Raw genomic sequence first — 21,412 nt, forward strand, 5'->3', positions numbered from 1 at the left:
TAACACCTTTTAAACCTGTACTATTTCTCTCTTCTCATAGTGAACTAAATCGCCATTTTCATATGTATATACATGTTCGACTGGAGATGCCTCATTCATAGAAACATACTAATGTTCAAATACCTCTATAATTTTCACAACCGTTGATCATTACGGAAATTTATAGGGAAATGGCCAAGTTCTTTATAAACACCAAACGCATAACCTCTTTCCTTATAAAAAGAAATTATCTCTGGGAGTACTTGCAATGTTTGTCGCACTTCATGCATGAGTACGACTTCCACATCTCTTGACGTTCCATTTTTAATATTTTCTACAATTTGATAAGGGTTATTTTTCAATTTCCAGTCTAAAGAGTCAATTGTCCAATCCCATAATTTTATATTCGCTTCTACAATTTGTTTACGAAGGTGTTCATTATCTAAGCCTGGCACTGAACCATATGGCGCTCTAACCAATTTAGGTTTAGTACCTGTAATATCATTAATAAGAGCAAGCGTTTCCTCCATTTCATGTACAAACTGTCCGTCTGTGTATAAACGTTTACTATCATGAGTCATACTATGTGCCCCTACATAATGCCCTTCTGTAGTTGCTCGCTTCACATTATCTTGAAAATTTTTATTCTGTAATTGACCTCCCTGCATAAAAAAAGTCGCTTTTACTTCATTTTCTTTTAATATATCTAAAAATTGCCCTGTTAATTGACTCGGACCATCATCAAATGTTAGATAAACAACTTTTCCCAACGGCTTACTAGCTGGTTTATCCTCTTTTATTGGCTCCTGTTTAATGATTTCATTTTCCTGTTTTTGAGTAATTTGTTTACTGCTTACTTCTGCTATTACTTTATCAACAGGTGCCTTTAATTCCTCATTCAAATAGAACATTAGAATAATCATAGTTAGCACCATTCCAAATGACATTAAACCTTTAGTTTTCCAACTTTTCTTTGTAGTTTTTCGTGATGTGTTCATATTGTTCAATCTCTCCTTTTCTGAGAGTAGTGTAACGGAACAATATAAAGATAGAGTGCAGATTGCGTCGAGTTAAATTAAAGAAAATAGCTAAGTCTATACTTTAATTTTTTCTTGAATTGTGTGCAGAAATCATACTCTCTCAAAGGTTCAACTAGCTGTATTTTCTCAATTATCAGGAGCTCAAAATAGTTTTATTTCATATTGATTCTTTCTTCATTTTATCTTTATTTAGATACTTTAAACTTGGACAAGTTGAAGTAAATAGATTAGGAGTGTTTAAAAGTGAAGAAATCTCGTTGGAAGTATCTTTTAGTATCTTTTATTTGTGCTAGTTTCGTTTGTCTCTTGTATATTACTCAAGGTAATGGCGCGGAGCTAATAGAAATTGACAATAATACAGTAGAAAGTAACACAGCAGAAAGTAATACTAGAGGTTTATTAGAAGGAAAAACGATTATGATTGACCCTGGGCATGGTGGAGTTGATGGTGGCACAGTAGGCTTATTCTATGGAACAAGTGAAAAAGAAGTAAATCTTATAGTAGCACAAAATATTAAACGGGAGCTTGAAGAAAGAACAGCCGCAACAGTCACTCTGACACGTGATCAAGATATCGATTTAGGGCGTAATCAAAAAGAAGCTTTACGAAAAAGAATGCAAATTACTGATGATGTTTCAGCTGATTTGTACATTAGTATTCATCACGATGCTTTTACCGATCCTAGCGTTAATGGAATAACTGTTCATTACAGTTCGCTTCAGAATGAGAGTAAAAAATTAGCTAAAATCCTGAATTCATCTATATTTAAGCAAAATATACATGCCAAAAATCGTGGTATTAGAGATAGTGCTTATTATGTTTTGAAGAACAATTCCGCTCCAGCAGTATTACTGGAACTAGGCTTTACGTCAAATAAGGAAGATGAAATCCGAATGGTATCTAAAGAATTTCAAAGCAAAACTGCTACATCAATCGTTGATGGGATTATCGAGTTCTTTGCAACATAAAATCAATATGAAATCATTATTTCTCGAAAAAGAACAGCTCATACAAATGGTTAATAAAACCCGTTTGTATGAGCTGTTTTCTTATTGTTTCTATAAATATTGATCTATCAACTTTTTAATATAATTTTAAAGTGGTGATGTTTTTTATCTCATATTTGTGCTCAATTACTTTTGTACTCAATTACATGTAATACTTTTACTTCAATATCTTTTAAATGACCTTCTCCAGTTTCTCCCTCTTTAATCTGAACCTCATACTGCGCTTTCGCAATGGCCTCAATTACTCGTTGTGTTGAAATATTCTTAGATGATGCAATTTCAACAACCGATTTACCAGATGCTAATTCTTGTATTAATTCCGTCGCATTCATACTTAATAAAGAAAATAGTTCCTGATTATTTAAATACGCATTAGCAAAATAGTCAGGCTGACCATTCGTAGTGAAAAACGCCTCTTCCGTAAAACTATATTGATTTGGTAGTTCTTTGTTTTCTAGTTTTGTAGTTTCATTCGATTGTGTATTAACTAGTTGTACCGTCTTTACTGAATCTTCTTTCTGAATTTGTGTAGCATAGGTATGTACACCACCTACTAAAAATGCTGTTGAAATACTTAGTGCCATGATTAAATTCTTTTTACTCATCTTAATCCCTCATTTTCTTTGTTTTTATCTTACAGCACAATTATTACCGAACAATGTAAAGATAAAATCAAGATTATGTGAATTGGAAATGAATTTTTTTTATATGAAATCATGTAGCTCTATAAAAAAAGAACAACTCATCCGAATGACCTATTAAAACCATTCGTATGAGCTGTTTTACTTACTCATTTATTTGTAAATAAAAATAGAACTGTACGCCATCCTCTGTATTATTAACACCGAACTCTACTCCATGTAGCATTAATATATTTTTGGAAATCGCTAGTCCTAAGCCAGTTCCCCCACCAGCCCTTTTTCTAGAAGCATCAACCCGGTAAAAGCGATCCCATACTTTCTCTAGATGTTCTTCTTCAATATGAGCACCTTTATTTTCTACACTTACTTTTACTAGGTTCCCCTTCAACTCTGCCACCATTATTATTCGTTCTTGTGAAGGTGAGTATCGAATAGCATTCGTCAAAAAATTAGTTAAAACCTGTTCGATACGGTGTTGATTAGCTACTACTTCAACAGGTGTTAAATGCATCTCAACTCGCAATTGCTTTTGTTGTATCTCAGGCATTAGCTTTTCGCAAATTTCTTCCATTAATTCATGGATATAAAAAGCATCCATTTGTATTTTATACGTCCCTGATTCATATTTTGCTAATTCAAGCATATCAATAATCATTAAATCCATCTTGTCGACTTCTTTTTCTAACGCATCGAAATAATATTCTTTCTTATGGATTGCTACATTTCCTCTTAATATCGTTATACAACTTTTCATAATACTTAAAGGGGTTTTCAGTTCATGTGAAACCCCGGAAATAAACTCTTTCCGCGTATTTTCTAGCCTCTTTTCCTTTTCAATGTCTTGCTGTAGCTGCTCAATATACATGCTTAACCTATGTGAAAGCATATTAATATTTCGAGATAAGTCTCCAATTTCATCATTTGAATGCACAGCAATTGTTTCAGAGAAATCTAAGTTCGCTATTTTTTCCGTTGTACGATTAATCCTTAACAAAGGTCTTGCAATTTTCGTCGAATAGTAAAAAGATGCCAGCAATATTAATACAGAGGCAAAAGCAACAATGTAAATATATTATTCTTTAATCATTTGCACAGCTTCATCAACAGGCTGCAATGAAGTCATTGAAAAAATATATGATTTTGTTCCATCTAAATTTACTATTGGTTTAATTGAAATATTGTATTTAATATTATTTTCCTCATAGTTAATCTGTTGGATCATGGTATCAGGATAATTGACTTCATCCAGTAATAACTTGCTTTGAAAATCACTAATTCGATCTAAAAATAATGAATTCGAATAAATAACATTGGATAAATCATTACTTCCTGGAAAATTCACGTTACTTATTTGCCCGCCAATACCAACCAAATCAGATTTATTATCGGTTAAATTCGATTCCTTTACCATTAAATCCAAGTTGTCAATTTTTTCATAGAGCTTTTCATTTTTGAAGATGAAAGGATATTTCCAGTTATCTACATTTGCATTATTAATACCTTTTTCTACTCGAATCTCTATTGGTATCAATTGTCCTTCTGTCATTATTCCTAGCACATATACTTCACTATTCTTCAATAACAATTCCGATAACTGCATTGATTTATCCTCATCGATCAAATATAAAGGAATTTTAATTATTTTTCGGTCGTATTCTTTTTGGTAATATTCATTTAATTGGACTTCCATAAAGAAATCATTTTCGTATTTTAATAGAACATTCTGATCCAATATTGTAATCCAAGCATTATTCTCTTCAGCAAAATCTCTTTCAAGCTGTTGAATTTTTAAAATATCAGCATGATGTTTTTTATACTCTTTTTCAAATACCGTTAAATTATTTTCTAAATCATCTACTTTTTTATTCATATAAAATTGTTTAAAAAATATCGTTTGTCCTACAAAAATGGTAGTCAAAATAAGTACGCAAAGCATTGTTGTTAACAAAAACAACTTAAGAACAATTCCTTTTTTCATTGGATATCCTCGAATTTATAACCTGTTCGAACAATCGTTTTTATGCAGGTAGAATGGTCACCTAATTTATGTCGCAAGTTTCGCATATGACTGTTAATCGTTCGGTCATCTCCTAAATGTTCATATCCCCATACTTTTGTTATCAGCTGCTCTCTCGTTAAAACAATCCCTTTATTCTCTAATAAATAGAGGAGTATTTCATATTCTGTATGCGTCAATGCGATTTCTTTTTTATTTACTTTTACAGTCCTAGAGGGCGTATGAATTTGAATTCCACCACTTTCAAGAAGATCTTCCCCCTCATCACTCTTCGGTTCTCGTTGACGCAATAATCTTTTGGCGCGTGCTAATAAAACGAGTGGATTATACGGTTTCGTCACATAATCATCTGCTCCTAATTCAAAACCTAATAAAGTATCGTCTTCATCAGTACGAGCCGTTAACATGATAATCGGGACATTAGAAGTTTTTCTAATACGACGACATATAGACCATCCATCTAATTTTGGTAGCATAATATCTAATATAATTAAGCTCAACTCTTTTTCTTGAAACAGCTCAAGTGCCTCTTCACCATCTTTCGCTTCTAAAACCGCAAAACCTTCATTCATAAAATAATCTTTAAGAATTTCTCGTAAAATATCCTCATCTTCTATAATTAAAACTGTATCTGTCATTTTTACCACCTACTTCATTTATTCCTGGCGTCATTTTATTCTAACCATCTTTAAGGTACATCCAAACAGCTAATTCGTGTACTTCATATGTCTAGATTAAGTGAGAAAGAAAGTAGAATCAATGACATTAGACGATAGTAATAAAACTTGATTTTACCTTTACCAAATCTTTATTTAATCTTTATATCAGACAGATTCCCTGGGAATAATAGGTTCTTTGCGTAAATGCTGTTTAGAAAATTATTTATAACATCTTTTACAAATGAATATTAAAAACAGAAATTTCAGGTGGAACCATGAAACGAGCAGCTATTCTAGATGTTCCAATTCCTGTATTTACGTAAAGCTGCATCCCATTATTATTAATGTCATAAAATCCTTTATTATATTTTTCAGCTAATGAGGTAGAAATAGATTTAATAAATGGAATTTGAATTTGTCCTCCATGACTATGTCCAGCTAAAAGCAAATCAATCGAAGTATCTTTTAAAAAATCTGCCATATCAGGCTCATGCATGATTACAATTTCATAATCAGTATCGTTCTCCATATACGCTAACATATGATCTACATTCGGATTTCCAAGTAATCCATCATCCAATCCTCCGATAAATAGCTTCTTGCCATTTGATAACTGTACATTGACACCACTATTTTTTAATAATGTAAAGCCTGAATCCCTTAATAGGGGTTCATAAACTCTAGCAGCGCCACCACCATAATCACGGTTTCCCCATATTGCATATTTCCCAATCGTTGCTTCTAAATTTGATAAACTATTCGTTACTTCCTGCAAAGGTTGAAACATAGAGAAGTTTTCAAATAGATCCCCTGTAAAAACAATCATATCAGGCGATAACTTATTCACCTTTTCTACTAAATTATTTAGTTGTTCTATCGTATACGTTTCACTTACTTGAATATCTGATAGTTGGACTACTTTGACCGATTCTCCTTTGTCTTCATTCAAATCATAAGAATGAACTACAGTCATTTTTGGTTCAACTTTAAACGCGTACCCTATTAGTAGACCAATTAATATTATCAATAATAAAACTATTTTAACTAGCATTTTAAAAATCTTCACTCGTATTCAAATGCCCCTTTCAACTATATACACGTTATTATAAAGGAACTTTGTCACAGTAATGTGTACAGTTTATGGAAGCAAAACTTATTTCCTAACACTAAAAAGAACAAGCATCCTTTTCATGCTTATTCTTATATGAATTTTCACTCCACTAAATCAAACCAAATACTAAAATTAATGTACGAGTCCGCTAACGTCACTTCATACTGTAATTCATTTTTAGCTAAAATGCTGGCAACAATCGATAAACCGAGCCCTGTTCCCGAAATTTCTTTGTTCCGCGATTCTTCCACTACAAAGAACGCATCCCAAATAAAAGGGAGATGCTGTTGTTGCAAACGTGTAGTTTTATTTCGTATCGAAAACTTGATTTTGTTGTTATTTTCACATCTTAACTTTATTTCAAAATAATGCTCTTCCCCGTATTTAATCGCATTGCTTATTAAATTATTTAGTATGATTTCAATTTGATTATGATCCTCGTTGATTATTGAATTTTGCACTGTACCTAAATTTTGAACAACTTGCACATTTTTATTTTTCAACGAAATATTATATTGCACAATAATTTTTTGAAGCAACTCTTTTAATTCAAATGCTTCTTTTTTCACTTCGAGTTCATGTACTTTAGATAATTTAATTAAATAATCAACCATTTCTGATGTGTAATGCACTTGTTCTAAAATGATATCTGTATAGGATCCATCATCAAGGTCATCTTTTATACCGATTGTATACGCTTGTATTAATGACAACGGTGTTTTTACTTCATGCGAAATACTAGAAATTAATGTATTTAAGCTTTGATTTTTCTTTTCTAATTCTAAATGAGCGCTTTTCAAACGGTCGCTCATCTCATTGATACTATGTGATAACTCTTCAATCTCATCGCCTGATGTTATTTCCACCCGTTTGAAATTTAAATGCGAGATATCTTTCGCCACATTTTTTAGTTTCTCTAAAGGCGTAATCATTTTCCTAGAAAAATAAGCGACTAATAATAAACTGATGATAATTCCCAGTAAAATAGAAAATAAATATAATTGGTTTACTATTTCTATTACATCTGTGTTATGAACGACCACCGTACCTAATAACACTAAATGATTATCTCGCTCATAAAGCACGGTTAGCAAGCTTGTCTTTAGTTTCCCTTGATTGAATATGCGCCTTACTGTTATTCCTTCGTTTACCTTTTCTAGTGACTCCTCTGTAATCCAAAATTTATTTAAAACAATTTTATCTTTAGATAGCTCAAATTGAATTTTTTCATTAATCGTATTAATATTACCGCTATTCTCAGTCATAACAATTGTCACATTGTTCTCATTTTCGATTTCCTGTTCTACTTTTCTTAATTGTTCAATCGTTAAATTATCAATTTCTTCATAAATCGTATTTACTTTATTTTTCATTTTATAAAGATAATAATCGGAGGAAAAGAAATTATTAAATAAAAATGAAACGCCAAAAACGATGAGCATAATTATACTCACCATCATTAATAATTTTTTGCTAATTTTATTCATCTTTATCATTAAAGCTATACCCCATTCCTCTGTGGGTGATGATATGGTCAGCCCCAATCTTGTCACGCAGCCTATTAATATGTGTATCGACTGTTCTTTCCTCACCAAGGTAATCCAAGCCCCAAATCATCGATAACAAAGCCTCTCTAGATAAAACTTGCCCTTTGTTTTCATATAAAAACTTCAATAAATCATATTCTTTTTTTGAAAGTACTGACTCTGCGCCATCTATATATACTTTTTTACTTTGCAAATTGATTTTTAAATTTCTTATTTCAACTAACTTTTCTGTTCCTAGCATTTTTTTCACTCTTAAAATTAAAATCCGCGGATCAAACGGCTTACGAATATATTCATCTGCCCCAATATCTAATGCAATAAACTCATCATCATTAGACGTCTTTGCTGTTAACATAACCACTTTTGCAAGGCTTACCTTTTTTATTTCGCGGCATACGTCAATACCACTTAGCTTGGGCATCATCCAGTCCAAAACGGCAAGATCTATTTTTTTCGAATAAAAGATTTCAAGTGCCTCTTCCCCGTCTAAAGCAACATTTACATTAAACCCTTCTTTTTCAAAATAGGTTTTTAATATCGTCGTCATATGTTTTTCATCATCAGCGATTAGTATGTTCAATTTATTAAAGCTCCTTATCCTGAAATTGAGAGAAAAAGGTGAAATCTTTACAAGAAGACTTCACCTTTTTCCTATCATTTAAACGCTAACTCCAGCATATTAATTTTTTCTTTTCTAAAGCATTTTAGCAATTAAAATATAGCGAATTTCACGCTTACTTTTCCGGTGAATAGATTGTATTATCATTTCCATCAATAATTAATGCTGATTCCCCTGGTATTATCTTGCCTTGATAGTTAAATTCATCTTTTGAAAAATTTGCTACTACACTTAATGCTTCACCATATTCAGTCATCTGAACAAGTCTATCATCTGACATAATTTTAAAATTTGTCATTTCTTGTGTTATTGCTTTTTTGCTAAAATTTGACCATACCTTTGAATGCCTTACTATGGTTTCTTTATGTTTTTCCCACTCGTGTTTATCTATATGATATAGAGGGGGTACATTATAAAGTATCTCATACAACATCCTATTTGAAATTTCATCTTTAAATTTTAATGTGCCCCATCCCCACCAATGAGTTGTGATCACTGAATCATTGTAAACCAACTTATATAATGGGATCGTGTAGTTTGAATCCAAGAATAACTTCTTGTATTTATCCTTGATAGGTATTTGTTTAGAAAACAGTTCGGGAACCCCACCATTACTCGAATAGTATCTTCCAACATAATACTCACTTTCTTTGTTTTTTCCCATATCCTTATCCATCCAAGAAAATGATGGTGTTTCTATGCCATGTGCAAAGGCAATCGTTTTGTTAGCAAAATCATTTCCGCCCTCAGTTCCAACTACCATATTCCATTCTTTTTGCAGATACTCCATTCTCTTAATTCTAGCCTGGATATCCTGCTTTTCAGTAGTAATATGTTCTGGCGAATAGTCATCAAAGATTTCCCCAGTGCCATCTGTGTCTAAAAACCATGAATTAAATGCTACGCCCGTATTTAAAATTGAAGTCACTCTTTCTTCTACACTTGGCATTGCAAGTGTCGGATTCAACTTTCTACCTTCACCTTGGAATCCTTCAATCTTATTTCCATCTTTATTCGTTACAGTTGCATTCTCATAAAGTGAAGTATCATTAAACTTAGCAGTCTCCCACTTCTCTTTACCTGGTTTATGGATTGAATGATACGAGTCATAAGTGCCAAATAGATAGCCGATGTCATTTGCTTCTTTTACTAACTCTGGTTTAATGAACCCTTCCTGCCAATCATCCAAGCCAATCCACATATTTTCTAACCCCGAATCTTTCATGTCCTTTATCACATCTACGGTATTGGCATCTGCCCACTTCTCTATTGGATCAACTACATTGCCAAGTTCGCTTTTGAATAATCTTTTATTTAGGTCAATTAATTCAACGGGGTTTAAATTTTCTATTCCCTTGTTTAACAGCCTTATAGATTCTTTATCTGTTTCGGTAAATACTTCTGGATTATAGAATTCCTTTAGTTGCAATACTGCACTTAAGCCTTTTATTATTCTATTTTTAGTGTATTTGTCTACATAATCTAAGCTATCTAAATCTTCAAAGGCTAATGAAAGCTCTGATCCATCCTCAACATTAGTAGTTAATAACCCCTGAATCCATAATCTCAGCTTTTCGGGAATACTGTCTCTCAGTTTTGCCCATTTTATATTTTCTTCTGATATAACAGTTCTATCCCAAAAATAAGCATGAGGTGCACCATAAAGCTTCTCAATATTACTATTTTCTTTAGCCTTTTCAGCTAAGCTTTTGAAGGCCCCTTGTTCAATCAAATAATTTTTATAGGTCTTGGCAACATCTACTGGATTTTTTTCCGTTAAATAAATCCTAAAACCATATTCCTTTTCTTCATTAATCGCTGGAAACTCATGATTAAAAGTAAATTCAATTTCATTTTCTGTATTATAAACAAGTTCACTATTATAAGGATTTTTAATTATATATACTAGCGAATATTCCCTTTTATCAACGGCAAAAAACTGCATAGATAAAGCCTCAATTACCTTCATTTTTTCATCACTTAAGTAATCTTTCCAAGTAGAATCATTGCTTGGAATATACTTCCCTTGATTTAATGGGAGCATATATCCATCACCTTTTACTTTTGGCCATGCAAACATGTTTTCTTCATCTCTGCTGGATTTTATGCTTACGTCTACATAATTTTCTTTTTTTACGATATCAACATCAATTTCCTGTTCTAAATAAGTCCAGCTAATGTTGTCTCCATTGTCTTTTAAATTTGAAACTTTCATTTTCTCCAATGGTTCCGATACCTTCTCAGTAACTCCATTGGACTCCACCTCAAACTTTAGTGTCTCTGGCTCCACACTAAAGTTAAAGTCTAAATTATTTATTTGTGACTTAACTTCTCTTCCTATACTAATTTTTTCTTCCGTACATCCCGTTAGAATGCTTGTTAATATTGCAGTAATTAACATGAGTGATACTATTTTTTTCATGTAATACACCTCCAAACATAGAGTAGCATCGGTTTGTTACACGAATGTCACAAAAAAAGATGTTACTTATATTATTTAAGCAGCCTTTTAATTGTTGAATATAAGGTGTGTCGAAAAGTAAATTACAAACGGAGAAATCGTATTACATTCAACCAGATTAAAGGGCAAAAAAACGGACACATTCGCCGCGCGTGAATGTGTCTCGTTTCATTAAGTTCAGCTATTATTTTTTTTCATAAACTTTCATCATTTCATTCCCTAAAAATTGCAGTTGCTCTCCTACCGTACAAGATTCGATACAAAAACGGTGGGCGCCTTGCTTTCCTCTTGTTTTTCTTAGATCACGAATGACAAAACATTCCATACAATACGTATCGGTTAATTCATCCATATCCTTCATTATATCGACTTTTTTTATCATTTGCGGCCTCCTTTTTCATACGTTTCCCCATTGTACAATGAAATTTTTCTTTTCTTCAACTATTCTTACTCTGCTATACTGAATATAATCAATGGTGTAAAGGAGCAATGGGATGTTAGAAGTATATATTGACGGCGCAAGCGCAGGAAATCCAGGTCCAAGTGGGATTGGGATTTTTTTAAAAGGCGAAGGAATTCTTGAGAAAATTAGTGAACCAATCGGCATAACAAATAATCATCAAGCAGAGTTTATTGCCCTCGTCCGTGGTTTAGAAGAAGCAAAAAAAACGGGTACTACCTTCGTTTCAATGCGTTCTGATTCAAAAATTGTCGTCAGTTCGGTTGATAAAGCTTATGTAAAAAATGAAGAATTTAAACCCTACTTAGAAAAAGCGCTGCAACTCATTGAACAATTTGATTTATTTTTCATTAAATGGATTCCAGATAAAGAAAATAAAGCAGCCGATGCACTAGCACGAGAAGCCATTCAGAAGGCGAAAAAAAATTGATAACGGTCCACTATTTGTTAGATTTCACTAGCAGATAGTGGGCTATTTTATTTTCTCAATCCCCCAACCAAACCATTAGACCTAAAGTATCATCAAAAACGCTATTTCACACAATTATAATTTACCTAGTCCTTAAGTATAAAATTCACCATAAAATTAGTAGTGATTAACTACTTAATTCGAAAATAACGGACATTTTAATTGTTTTATAATTATATTTTACTATACTAGAGGAGTAATAGCCTTTTTCATTGCGTAAAACAAAAACAATCACTTCTTTTTTCTGAATGTTAGTTCAGGGTTGTTTTCTTTTATTTGTAGGTTAAAGAAAAATTTAGATGGCATAAGCGATCTGCCGAAAAATAGGACGAAGGGAATTGAAGAAGTATGAATTTGAAATTAGAAGCAAAAGAAAGACAATTTGGAGCTCGCGCATTATTAACTGAGGTTCGAGAAAATGGGGATGTGCCTGCAGTGTTATACGGGTATCAAACCGAAACTACACCGATTGCGATTGATGCAAAAACAATTTTTAAGTTTATTAATGTAAACGGCGTAAACAACGTATTTACTTTGGAAGTCAATAATCAATCTTACAATGCTGTTATTAGTGAAGTACAGCGCTCTGCAAGAAGAGGTACTATTACACATGTTGATTTCCAATCGATAAATATGGACACACCTTTAGAAGTTGATGTACCAGTTACATTAGTTGGTACTGCAGCTGGCGTACAAGTAGGTGGTATCTTAATGCAACCAACAACAACGGTTCGCATTAAAGTGAAACCAAATGAAATTCCAGATTCGATTGAAGTGGCTATCGTGGCACTTGAAATCGGACAAACGATTACATTAGCAGATCTTACTGAAAAGCTACCATTCGAAACCATTAGCGAACTTGATGCTGTACTTGCGACAATTATGGCTCCTGTTGAAGCTGAAGAAGTAGTAGCTGCGACATAATTATAAAAAATAAGCTGTCACCAAGTGCATGTAAATCATGTACTTGGTGACAGCTTTTCCATTTTAACTTTTACTATATTCCATCACATTTAACAGTGCACCGACCGCGCCACAATAGCCATAATCATGTAAAAATATAGGCTTGTGCTTTTTCAAAACTGTATAATGCTCGATTACCTTTTTTAATTGCTCATTATCTGTTAAAGTAGATCCGATATAAACAATATGTTCTACTTGATGATGTTCAGCTAGTTGAATACTTAATGTCGTAATTACTTCCCCAACAAGCCCTTGTAACGTTGCAAGTATATCATTCGGCTCATAGTTATGCTCTTCCGTAATGCCGACCTTCCCAAAATTACTCGCTGTCAAATCCCCAGAAATCGGCATATCCGTCCCTTGATAAATATCTTTTACGAGTAAATCAATGCCTGATCGGTTCCCAACGAACGCACGGTTTTTGATTTCACCAAAATCAGAAATTCCCGTCATAATGGTTGCTAGACCGATGAGCGTACCACCACCCATTCCCGTACCACCAACACGTACATGCGAATTTCCATCCATATAATGCACAGAAGTCCCTGTCCCAATATTGGTAATGATACTTTGCTGAATCGATTGCCCCTCTTGTTCTAATAAATAACGTACCCCTTTTAAAGTTGCTTCAAACTCTACGATATACTCAATCGACTTCATCGGATTAAGGACATCACGTAATTGCTCCGTACGCCCTCCCGTTAAGCCAATCTCGTCTACATGGGGATGTTGTTCTAACCATTCCTTCACCAAATGCATATCAGTTGATGGAAAAGCAGTTAGTTTAAGCTCCTTGTTTTCATCTAAATAAGCAAGCTTTGTCAACGTTCCCCCTGCATCGATCCCAATCCATGTCGACATAAAAAAGTTCTCCTTTGTACTTTCAAACTAGTATTCCCTTGCCTTCATATAATAGCGCAATCATTAGAAGCAATAAAGAGCAAGTTAAACTTCCACCATCACTTTGTCTAGTAAAGCCCGCTTATGAAATTCTTCGATAATCGGTTGCTCAAACTTATTTAATAGTCTCACAATTCTTGCTTCATAGGCATGTGTTGTTTCATCCATTAAATTGAAGTTCGCGACATAATCCTCGTTTTTCAATAAGTTTACTAACGTCATAACCTCTGTTTTTGGAAATATCACTTGATGAAGTTTCAATATTTTTGAAACGGAACGCAGCGGTGAACGCGAAATTAAAATACGCCCGTGCACAGATTCGGAAATGTCCTGTAAAAACGTTTTCGCAATGGCGCTTGGTGTAATCTTGATAACTTCCACCATTTCCGTTTCCCCATCTGCATTTGTCCTCGTTTGCTCAGAAATTTTAAACGGAAGTTCTTCTCGAAACGTCTTCATTCGATGCATTTCAATACGACCGTCCTCAATCGAACATTCCGTTGTGGAAATGACGAGTTCATACGTTTCTTCTAACATACGGAAATTCGTTAACAATAACATAAAGTCGTTTGTTTGCTGTTGCTGTATGAGCATTTCACCGTTCACTTGCTGGAAAATCCGCAGTAAACTCCATGCATCTGCTAAAGCCCTATGCTGCGTGTCATTCTTTAAACCGAGCTGTGCCATTAAGCCACCTAAGCTTGGTTGTTCCTTGAGCGCATTCGCAATCATGTATTTTTGTTGGAAATCGACCATTGGATAGAGACAATCACTATTCATATAATTTCGAATCAATTCTTCCTCTAACACTTTGCGATCAAATTCTCCAAAAGTTAACAGCAAATAGTCATTTTTGCACCAACGCTTAAATTTATAGAAAGCCTCTTTAAAACTAGGCGCATCTACTAATTGCTCCGTCTTTATACCCGTCAATTGCTGGATATGTGCATTTAATTTTTTAAATTTATAAGGTTGAATTAGCTGTGTAAATGTTTCGGTTGAACCATCCGGCAACCATTTAACCGCGCCAATTTCAATGATGTATTGCTTCCCCCGAATAAGAGCGGCTTCAACATCTACTGTAATATACGTTTGTACTCGTCCCAAAATTTTCACCTACTACTTTTCTTTCCTTATTTTACAATACAAAATTTCCCACAGATTTGAACATACCCCTATTGTATCGTAAAAAATGACTTATGGCTCGGAAATGTTAGGAATTGAGCAGCTTTCTTAGTAAACTATAAAAATTCATACGTAGGGGGTCAAAAGTTTGTAGCGCCAAAACAAAAGAAATTGAAGGGTATTTTTAAAAAACAAAGGACAATTGATTTTACTTTTTGTCATTTTGCGATACGATAAGATAGGAAGCAATTAAGAATGGAGGAATTTTTTCAATGTCCGACAAATTACTACAAAAAGAGGCGATGCGTGTCTTAAAGGATACGAGCCGAACTTTTTATATTCCCATAACATTTTTACAAAAAGAACTAAAATTAACTGTCGCTGCGGCCTACTTAGCGATGCGTGCAATTGATGAAATTGAAGATCATGAAGAAATTTCAAATGATACAAAGCATGATATCCTCATGAAAGTGAGTGAATTACTAGCTGTTGCACCTTTTGATGAAGCGGCTTATACACAAGCTTTAGCACTGAGCAATCAGCCGATGCCAGAAGTAACATTGCGTTTAGGTGATTGGTTGCGTATTTGTCCAGCCGACGCACAAAAAATTGTCATGGATGCGACAAGTGAAATGGCTATGGGAATGGCGAAATGGGCAAAAGCTAACTGGCAAATCCATACACGCGAAGATTTAGATGAGTATACATACTATGTGGCAGGCTTAGTCGGTGTCATGTTATCCGAGCTATGGGAGTGGAATGCTGGCATTAAAACAGACCGCGAACTCGCAATTGGTTACGGACGTGGACTTCAAGCAGTCAATATTTTACGTAATCAACAAGAAGATTTAGATGAGCGCGGTGTAAGTTTCGTACCGGACGACTGGACACGTGATGATTTATTCCACTATGCGGAGGAAAACTTAGCGAAAGCAGATGCTTATATGAAAGTATTGAATAAGCGTTCGATCATCTTATTCTGCCGTCTCCCTCTTGCACTAGCTCATAAATCGCTTAAAGCCATGAAAGATGGACGTGAAAAAATGTCTCGTGCCGAAGTAGAAGCAACCGTAGAAGAAATTCAAGCAGACTAAATTACATTAGCAAGCATATAAAATAAAGAGACACAACCGTGCACATCCTGGTTGTGTCTCTCTATTTATCAATAAAACATTCTCACTAACCTAGCGTTATAAAAACAATGCAACCGCACCGCTAAACACGCCACATAAAACGGCATATGTAAAAGATAAAATATGGCGTCGATTCGTTCTTTTTACTAAAAACTCTAGTAAACCACGGATTGAAAACAACAGCATAATAAATGCAAATAATAGTACGTATATCACTTTTTGCTCAAACAGATTGGCCGTAATAAACGTCATAAATAACACACATAAAAACGCCTCTAAAACAAAATGCCAAGTTCCAACATACTGGTCTAAAAACTTTTCATTTTTCGTAATGTTAAACTTTTTTCGCAGCTTTAAATCGATTAAGCCCGCTGCGATAAATCCAATAACTAAAATAGCAATTAACAAAATAAAACGTCCCCTCTAAATATCCGATTGCAAATATTGCTGGCGTAACTCTCTAGGTACAAGATCTCCACCTGTTGACCAAATAAGATGCGTCGCTTGATCCATCTTATTTTGCAATTGATTTTGCTGTAAATAATCGACACCTTGCATCATTAATTCGATTGGACCATAAACACCTGCATGTGCAGAAGGCTCCATAAAAATATTTTCCTGCTCATACATACCCTTTAAGCTTCTATAAAGGAAACTATCATCCACCGTATAGCAGCCACTAATGATTGACTCCATTATTGTACCTGCAAATTTCGATGGTCTACCGACAGCCAATCCGTCCGCCTCTGTTTGATTGGATAAACCAATATCATGCACGCTTATTTCATCATGCAAACCCGTCATCATGCCTAGTAGCATACAAGGTGAAGCAAATGGTTCCCCAAAGAAAATGTGAACATGCTCCCCGTAAATTTGTTTGATTCCATATGCGACACCGCCAGGACCCCCACCAACACCACATGGCAAATAAACAAATAACGGATGCTCTTCATCGACTTTTATTTTCAACTCGCGTAATTGATTTTCCAGCCGCAATGCTGCCACCGCATAGCCTAAAAATAGGTCCAATGAATTTTCGTCATCAATAAAGTGACAGTTAGCATCTTGCTCGGCTAAAAGTCGGCCTTGTGTTACTGCCACACTATAATCCGAGGCATACTCAATAACTTCTACCCCTTTTTCGCGTAATAACTCTTTTTTCCATTCTTTCGCTTCCACTGACATATGCACCGTTACTTGAAAGCCTAACTGTGCACTTATGATGCCGATACTCAAACCTAAATTCCCCGTCGAACCCACGGCAATTTTATAGTTACTAAAGAAATCTTTAAACGCCTTGCTATTAATTTTGGCATAATCATCTTGCTCCGTTAACAGACCTGCATGAATTGCCAGTTTTTCGGCATGGCTTAACACTTCATAAATGCCACCTCGCGCTTTAATTGAGCCCGCAATCGGTAAGGAATGATCGCATTTCAGCATTAGTTTACCTGGTATATCAAATCCACGACGACCTTCAATTAATTTTTTCATTGAAGGAATTTCGATTACATCGGATTCAATCAGACCATTAGAAAATTTCGTCAACGGAAATACTTCCATTATATAAGAAGAAAAACGTTGTAATCTTTTTTCGGCATCCCGAACCATTTCCATTGAAACCTGTTCGAATATTTGCTTTTCCGTTGTTTTTTTAGGATTTACCCAAAATACGTATTGTTCATTTTGTAATCTTTCTATTAGTGGAAATTGTACTTTCAAAGCATTTACATCGATTGATTGCTGTTTCATTTCATCGTTCCTCCCTGTCTAAAACCGCACGTTCACAAATTTGTCGAAATTCCATCTCAAAAGCCAAATTATTTTCTTCTGTACGTTTTTTAGGTCCCTTTGTACGACCACCTGCACGTCTTATTTTCGCACTTTCATAACGAAATGCCAACAGTTGATCAATGTTGTCAGACGTCAGCTCTTTACCGTTATGAGTGAGTACTTTTCCACCTTTTGCCAAACACATCGCAGCTAAACCATAATCACCTGTAATAACAATGTCGCCCTTCTTTAACACGCTAAGTAGCTTAAAATCTACCGAATCAGGTCCTTTGTCTACAATAATTGTTATTATATTATCTCTTTCTATTCGATGTGATGTATCGCAGAACAAGATGGGTTTTATCTCATATTGAGATGAAACAAATAGCGCTAAATCAACAACCGGACAGGCATCTGCATCAATTAATAATTGTATAATAACTATTCACCCTTTCAAAAAAATTGTTCATTTTAATATATTGATATATCGAATTGTAAACGTTTTCACAAGCTTTTTCCATTTTATCTCACCGATGTTACAGAAAAAAATATTGAATTGCAAGATAATTCATACTAATGTATAACTAACAACAAAATAATGGGGGTTACAAAATGGAAACAGCAATTAAAAATAACGCACAGCAGTATGTCGATGATGTATTCACTAAATTAAAAAAGAAAAACGCACACCAACCGGAGTTTTTACAAGCTGCGGAAGAAATCTTTTTATCATTAGTACCTGTATTCGAAAAAAATCCTAAGTACATGGAGCACAACATTTTAGATCGCCTTGTTGAGCCAGATCGCATCATTTCATTCCGCGTTGCTTGGCAGGATGACCAAAATCAAGTGCAAGTAAACCGTGGTTACCGTGTCCAATACAACAATGTGATTGGACCTTATAAAGGTGGTCTTCGCTTCCATCCAACTGTCGATGAATCGATTATGAAATTTTTAGCTTTTGAACAAATTTTCAAAAATGCACTAACAGGTCAAGCAATCGGCGGTGGTAAAGGTGGCTCAGACTTTAACCCAAAAGGTAAATCTGATGCAGAAATTATGCGTTTTTGCCAAGCATTCATGACTGAATTATACCGCTATATCGGTCCAGATGTCGATGTCCCTGCTGGAGATATTGGTGTAGGAGCTCGTGAAGTTGGCTATATGTGGGGACAATATAAACGTATTCGTGGTGCATATGAAGCTGGGGTATTAACTGGCAAAAAACCAGGTTTCGGCGGTTCATTAGCCCGTACAGAGGCAACTGGCTATGGTTTAATTTACTTTGTAGAAGAAATGTTACGTGAAGAAAAGGATTCATTCTTAAATAAAAAGGTCGTTGTATCCGGTTCAGGTAATGTCGCAATTTATGCGATTGAAAAGGCACAACACTTCGGCGCTCACGTTGTTGCATGTTCTGACTCATCAGGCTATATTTATGATCCAGAAGGCATCGATTTAAAATTAGTAAAAGAAATTAAAGAAGTGCGCGGTGAGCGTATTAAAGCATATGTCAATGAACGTCCAAATGCAACATACTCAGAAGGTTGCGAAAATATTTGGTCTATTCCTTGTGACATTGCCCTGCCATGCGCGACTCAAAATGAAATCGATGGCGATCAAGCTCGTCTATTAATCGCAAATGGCGTACATGTTGTTGCTGAGGGAGCGAATATGCCATCTAACTTAGACGCAATTAATGAGTTTTTAAATGCTGGCGTATTTTTTGGTCCTGGTAAAGCCGCCAATGCTGGAGGGGTTGCCGTATCTGCATTAGAAATGGCACAAAACTCTGGACGTACGTACTGGTCGTTCCAAGAAGTAGACGAAAAGCTACATTCGATTATGAAAGCGATTTACAAAGAAAGCTCTGAAGCTGCTAAACAACATGGCTTCGAAGGCAATTTAGTAATCGGTTCAAATATTGCTGGTTTCATTAAAGTAGCAAACGGTATGCTTGTAGAAGGCGTCTACTAAAACTACAAAAAAGGGATTTTAGCCAAAAATATATACAAAGTGAAAGGCAGAAACATTGGTTTAACAACGTTTCTGCCTTTTCAATTTCATGTGATTTTCCTTCAAATAGGACTTATAAGGCAGCCCCATTATTTTTTTGATTATCTCACAACAAGAACATCACATTTCGAGCTGCGAACGACGTTTTCAGAAACCGACCCCAGTAAGAATCGTTCTGCACGGTTGAGGCCAGTTGCACCAACAATAATTAAATCAGCTTCAGTTAAACTTGTTAAAATTACTTTTGGTGAGCCCTCTTCAACGATAAGTTGTACATTTTCAACACCTGCTTGTGTCGCTTCATTTTTATATTGCTCTAATTGGACCTTTGCTTTTGCTTTTAACTCTTTTGCGTATTTCAAATCATAGGCTTCCACCGATCCAAATGAATGTGTATCAATGACGCTTACTAAATGCAGTTGCGCACCTGTTAATTTTGCGATACGGACACCGCGATTAAATGCAATTTTTGCTTTTTCTGAAAAGTCTACTGCAACAATAATATTTCTGTAATTTTCAACCATTAAAACCACTCCTTCTCTAATTGTTATTATATCAAATATTTAGATAAGTAAGAAGTTTCTTTCTTTATAGAGCTTTAGAGGTCGGACGTCTTTCTTTAAAATACGAACAATATTTTGTTTTTCACAAGTTAACATTCGTGTTATAATAGGTAATGTAATTGAAATGGAGGTTTTTCATGTGGAATTAGTGTATACAGGTAAAACAAAAGATGTATTTAAATTAGAAGATGGCCATTTTTTATTGAAATTTAAAGATGATGTAACAGGTGAAAATGGGGTATTTGATCCAGGTGCCAATACAGTTGGATTAACAATTGATGGAGCTGGCCTTGCTGGTTTACGCTTAACGTCATTCTTTTACTCAAAATTGAATGAATTGAACGTCCCTACTCATTATGTAGATGCAAACTTTGACGATGCGACAATGACAGTAAAGCCTGCAACTGTATTCGGAAAAGGTCTTGAAGTAATTTGCCGTTTCAAAGCAGTTGGTTCATTTTTACGCCGTTATGGTGCTTACGTAAGCGAAGGTCAAGAATTAGACGCATTCGTTGAAGTAACGATTAAAGATGATGAGCGACTAGATCCTCCAATTTCTGAAGATGCACTTGCAATGTTAAACTTACTAACACATGAAGAGTATGCCATTTTAAAAGAGCGTACAATTGAAATTTCTAAGTTCGTTGCAGCTGAGCTTGAGAAAAAAGGTTTAACATTATATGATATTAAACTTGAATTTGGCCGCGATGCAAAAACAAATGAAATCATTTTAATTGATGAAATTTCTGGTGGTAATATGCGTGCATACAAAGGTGATACATATATCGAGCCTTTACAGTTAGAAAAAATTATGTTAGCTGACTAATAATAGTAGCCTTCTATGAGCATCCTTCATAGAGGGCTTTTTTTGTGCTGTCAAATCCTTATTTCATACTATTTCCTTCCCTGAATCATGTGTTTTTAACAT

The 21,412-nt window shown here is 34.6% G+C and carries 20 protein-coding genes and 1 pseudogene; 6 read left to right on the forward strand and 15 right to left on the reverse strand.

The window, feature by feature from the left end; all coding sequences use genetic code 11:
* Positions 1 to 134: 134 nt before the first annotated feature.
* Positions 135 to 977 carry a polysaccharide deacetylase family protein gene (locus tag ACQKIH_RS09970; protein ID WP_427765579.1) on the reverse strand — a complete coding sequence of 281 codons (843 nt, stop codon included), beginning with the start codon at positions 975 to 977 and terminating at the stop codon, positions 135 to 137.
* A 324-nt stretch (positions 978 to 1,301) separates the two neighbouring features.
* Here ACQKIH_RS09970 and ACQKIH_RS09975 point away from each other — a divergent pair, with 324 nt between their 5' ends.
* The gene (locus tag ACQKIH_RS09975) at positions 1,302 to 1,988 is read left to right on the forward strand and encodes an N-acetylmuramoyl-L-alanine amidase family protein (protein WP_427765686.1); all 687 of its coding nucleotides are present in this window, start codon (positions 1,302 to 1,304) and stop codon (positions 1,986 to 1,988) included.
* A 161-nt stretch (positions 1,989 to 2,149) separates the two neighbouring features.
* On the opposite strand, the gene ACQKIH_RS09980 is transcribed toward ACQKIH_RS09975, so the two are convergent.
* From ACQKIH_RS09980 to ACQKIH_RS10015, 8 genes and pseudogenes are all read right to left on the reverse strand, one after another.
* The gene (locus tag ACQKIH_RS09980; RefSeq protein WP_427765582.1) at positions 2,150 to 2,632 is read right to left on the reverse strand and encodes a hypothetical protein; all 483 of its coding nucleotides are present in this window, start codon (positions 2,630 to 2,632) and stop codon (positions 2,150 to 2,152) included.
* 181 nt (positions 2,633 to 2,813) lie between these two features.
* Positions 2,814 to 4,646 (reverse strand): annotated as a pseudogene (locus tag ACQKIH_RS09985) (sensor histidine kinase).
* Positions 4,643 to 5,323, reverse strand: a complete 681-nt coding sequence (locus ACQKIH_RS09990) for a response regulator transcription factor (protein ID WP_427765584.1) — start codon at positions 5,321 to 5,323, stop codon at positions 4,643 to 4,645. Before ACQKIH_RS09990 ends, ACQKIH_RS09985 begins: the two are co-directional and overlap by 4 nt.
* Before the next feature lie 256 nt (positions 5,324 to 5,579).
* On the reverse strand, positions 5,580 to 6,395 hold the full coding sequence (locus ACQKIH_RS09995; RefSeq protein WP_427765587.1) for a metallophosphoesterase: 816 nt from the start codon (positions 6,393 to 6,395) through the stop codon (positions 5,580 to 5,582).
* 161 nt (positions 6,396 to 6,556) lie between these two features.
* Positions 6,557 to 7,942, reverse strand: coding sequence for an ATP-binding protein (locus ACQKIH_RS10000; protein WP_427765590.1), 1,386 nt, complete (start codon positions 7,940 to 7,942; stop codon positions 6,557 to 6,559).
* The gene (locus tag ACQKIH_RS10005; RefSeq protein ID WP_427765592.1) at positions 7,935 to 8,582 is read right to left on the reverse strand and encodes a response regulator transcription factor; all 648 of its coding nucleotides are present in this window, start codon (positions 8,580 to 8,582) and stop codon (positions 7,935 to 7,937) included. The genes ACQKIH_RS10000 and ACQKIH_RS10005 overlap by 8 nt, the downstream gene beginning before the upstream one ends.
* 154 nt (positions 8,583 to 8,736) lie before the next feature.
* Positions 8,737 to 11,043, reverse strand: a complete 2,307-nt coding sequence (locus tag ACQKIH_RS10010; protein ID WP_427765595.1) for a glycoside hydrolase — start codon at positions 11,041 to 11,043, stop codon at positions 8,737 to 8,739.
* Between the two features lie 223 nt (positions 11,044 to 11,266).
* On the reverse strand, positions 11,267 to 11,461 hold the full coding sequence (locus ACQKIH_RS10015) for a zinc-finger domain-containing protein (protein ID WP_057982905.1): 195 nt from the start codon (positions 11,459 to 11,461) through the stop codon (positions 11,267 to 11,269).
* Between the two features lie 115 nt (positions 11,462 to 11,576).
* Between ACQKIH_RS10015 and ACQKIH_RS10020 the strand changes: the two genes are divergently transcribed.
* Both ACQKIH_RS10020 and ACQKIH_RS10025 read left to right on the forward strand, forming a co-directional pair.
* Positions 11,577 to 11,972: a ribonuclease HI family protein gene (locus ACQKIH_RS10020; protein WP_057982412.1), complete on the forward strand. Its 396-nt coding sequence runs from the start codon at positions 11,577 to 11,579 to the stop codon at positions 11,970 to 11,972.
* A 387-nt stretch (positions 11,973 to 12,359) separates the two neighbouring features.
* Positions 12,360 to 12,935, forward strand: a complete 576-nt coding sequence (locus tag ACQKIH_RS10025) for a 50S ribosomal protein L25 (protein ID WP_427765599.1) — start codon at positions 12,360 to 12,362, stop codon at positions 12,933 to 12,935.
* A gap of 63 nt (positions 12,936 to 12,998) precedes the next feature.
* Here the strand turns inward: ACQKIH_RS10025 and coaW are convergent, their stop codons facing one another.
* Positions 12,999 to 13,835 (reverse strand): type II pantothenate kinase, encoded by an 837-nt coding sequence (gene coaW / locus ACQKIH_RS10030; protein ID WP_057982408.1) that lies wholly within the window; start codon positions 13,833 to 13,835, stop codon positions 12,999 to 13,001.
* An 84-nt stretch (positions 13,836 to 13,919) separates the two neighbouring features.
* Complete coding sequence (locus ACQKIH_RS10035) at positions 13,920 to 14,981, reverse strand: 3'-5' exonuclease (protein ID WP_427765602.1); 1,062 nt, start codon at positions 14,979 to 14,981, stop codon at positions 13,920 to 13,922.
* Positions 14,982 to 15,271: 290 nt separating this feature from the next.
* Here ACQKIH_RS10035 and ACQKIH_RS10040 point away from each other — a divergent pair, with 290 nt between their 5' ends.
* Positions 15,272 to 16,093, forward strand: coding sequence for a squalene/phytoene synthase family protein (locus ACQKIH_RS10040; protein ID WP_057982402.1), 822 nt, complete (start codon positions 15,272 to 15,274; stop codon positions 16,091 to 16,093).
* 96 nt (positions 16,094 to 16,189) lie between these two features.
* Here ACQKIH_RS10040 and ACQKIH_RS10045 read toward each other — a convergent pair whose 3' ends face one another.
* Genes ACQKIH_RS10045 through ACQKIH_RS10055 form a run of 3 tightly spaced genes read right to left on the reverse strand, consistent with a single transcriptional unit; the run spans position 16,190 to position 18,341 of the window.
* Positions 16,190 to 16,540: a DUF4181 domain-containing protein gene (locus ACQKIH_RS10045; protein ID WP_057982400.1), complete on the reverse strand. Its 351-nt coding sequence runs from the start codon at positions 16,538 to 16,540 to the stop codon at positions 16,190 to 16,192.
* 15 nt (positions 16,541 to 16,555) lie between these two features.
* Positions 16,556 to 17,884, reverse strand: a complete 1,329-nt coding sequence (gene dsdA, locus ACQKIH_RS10050) for a D-serine ammonia-lyase (protein ID WP_427765605.1) — start codon at positions 17,882 to 17,884, stop codon at positions 16,556 to 16,558.
* A 1-nt stretch (position 17,885) separates the two neighbouring features.
* A complete protein-coding gene (locus tag ACQKIH_RS10055; protein ID WP_427765689.1) occupies positions 17,886 to 18,341 on the reverse strand; it encodes a YaiI/YqxD family protein in 456 nt (151 codons plus the stop codon).
* Between the two features lie 176 nt (positions 18,342 to 18,517).
* Between ACQKIH_RS10055 and gdhA the strand changes: the two genes are divergently transcribed.
* Complete coding sequence (gene gdhA / locus ACQKIH_RS10060; protein ID WP_427765608.1) at positions 18,518 to 19,882, forward strand: NADP-specific glutamate dehydrogenase; 1,365 nt, start codon at positions 18,518 to 18,520, stop codon at positions 19,880 to 19,882.
* A 140-nt stretch (positions 19,883 to 20,022) separates the two neighbouring features.
* Here gdhA and ACQKIH_RS10065 read toward each other — a convergent pair whose 3' ends face one another.
* On the reverse strand, positions 20,023 to 20,445 hold the full coding sequence (locus ACQKIH_RS10065) for a universal stress protein (RefSeq protein WP_057982391.1): 423 nt from the start codon (positions 20,443 to 20,445) through the stop codon (positions 20,023 to 20,025).
* A 178-nt stretch (positions 20,446 to 20,623) separates the two neighbouring features.
* Here ACQKIH_RS10065 and ACQKIH_RS10070 point away from each other — a divergent pair, with 178 nt between their 5' ends.
* On the forward strand, positions 20,624 to 21,310 hold the full coding sequence (locus ACQKIH_RS10070) for a phosphoribosylaminoimidazolesuccinocarboxamide synthase (protein WP_427765611.1): 687 nt from the start codon (positions 20,624 to 20,626) through the stop codon (positions 21,308 to 21,310).
* The last annotated feature ends 102 nt before the right edge of the window (positions 21,311 to 21,412 follow it).

It is taken from the genome of Solibacillus cecembensis, from assembly GCF_050272495.1.
Lineage (GTDB): Bacteria > Bacillota > Bacilli > Bacillales_A > Planococcaceae > Solibacillus > Solibacillus cecembensis.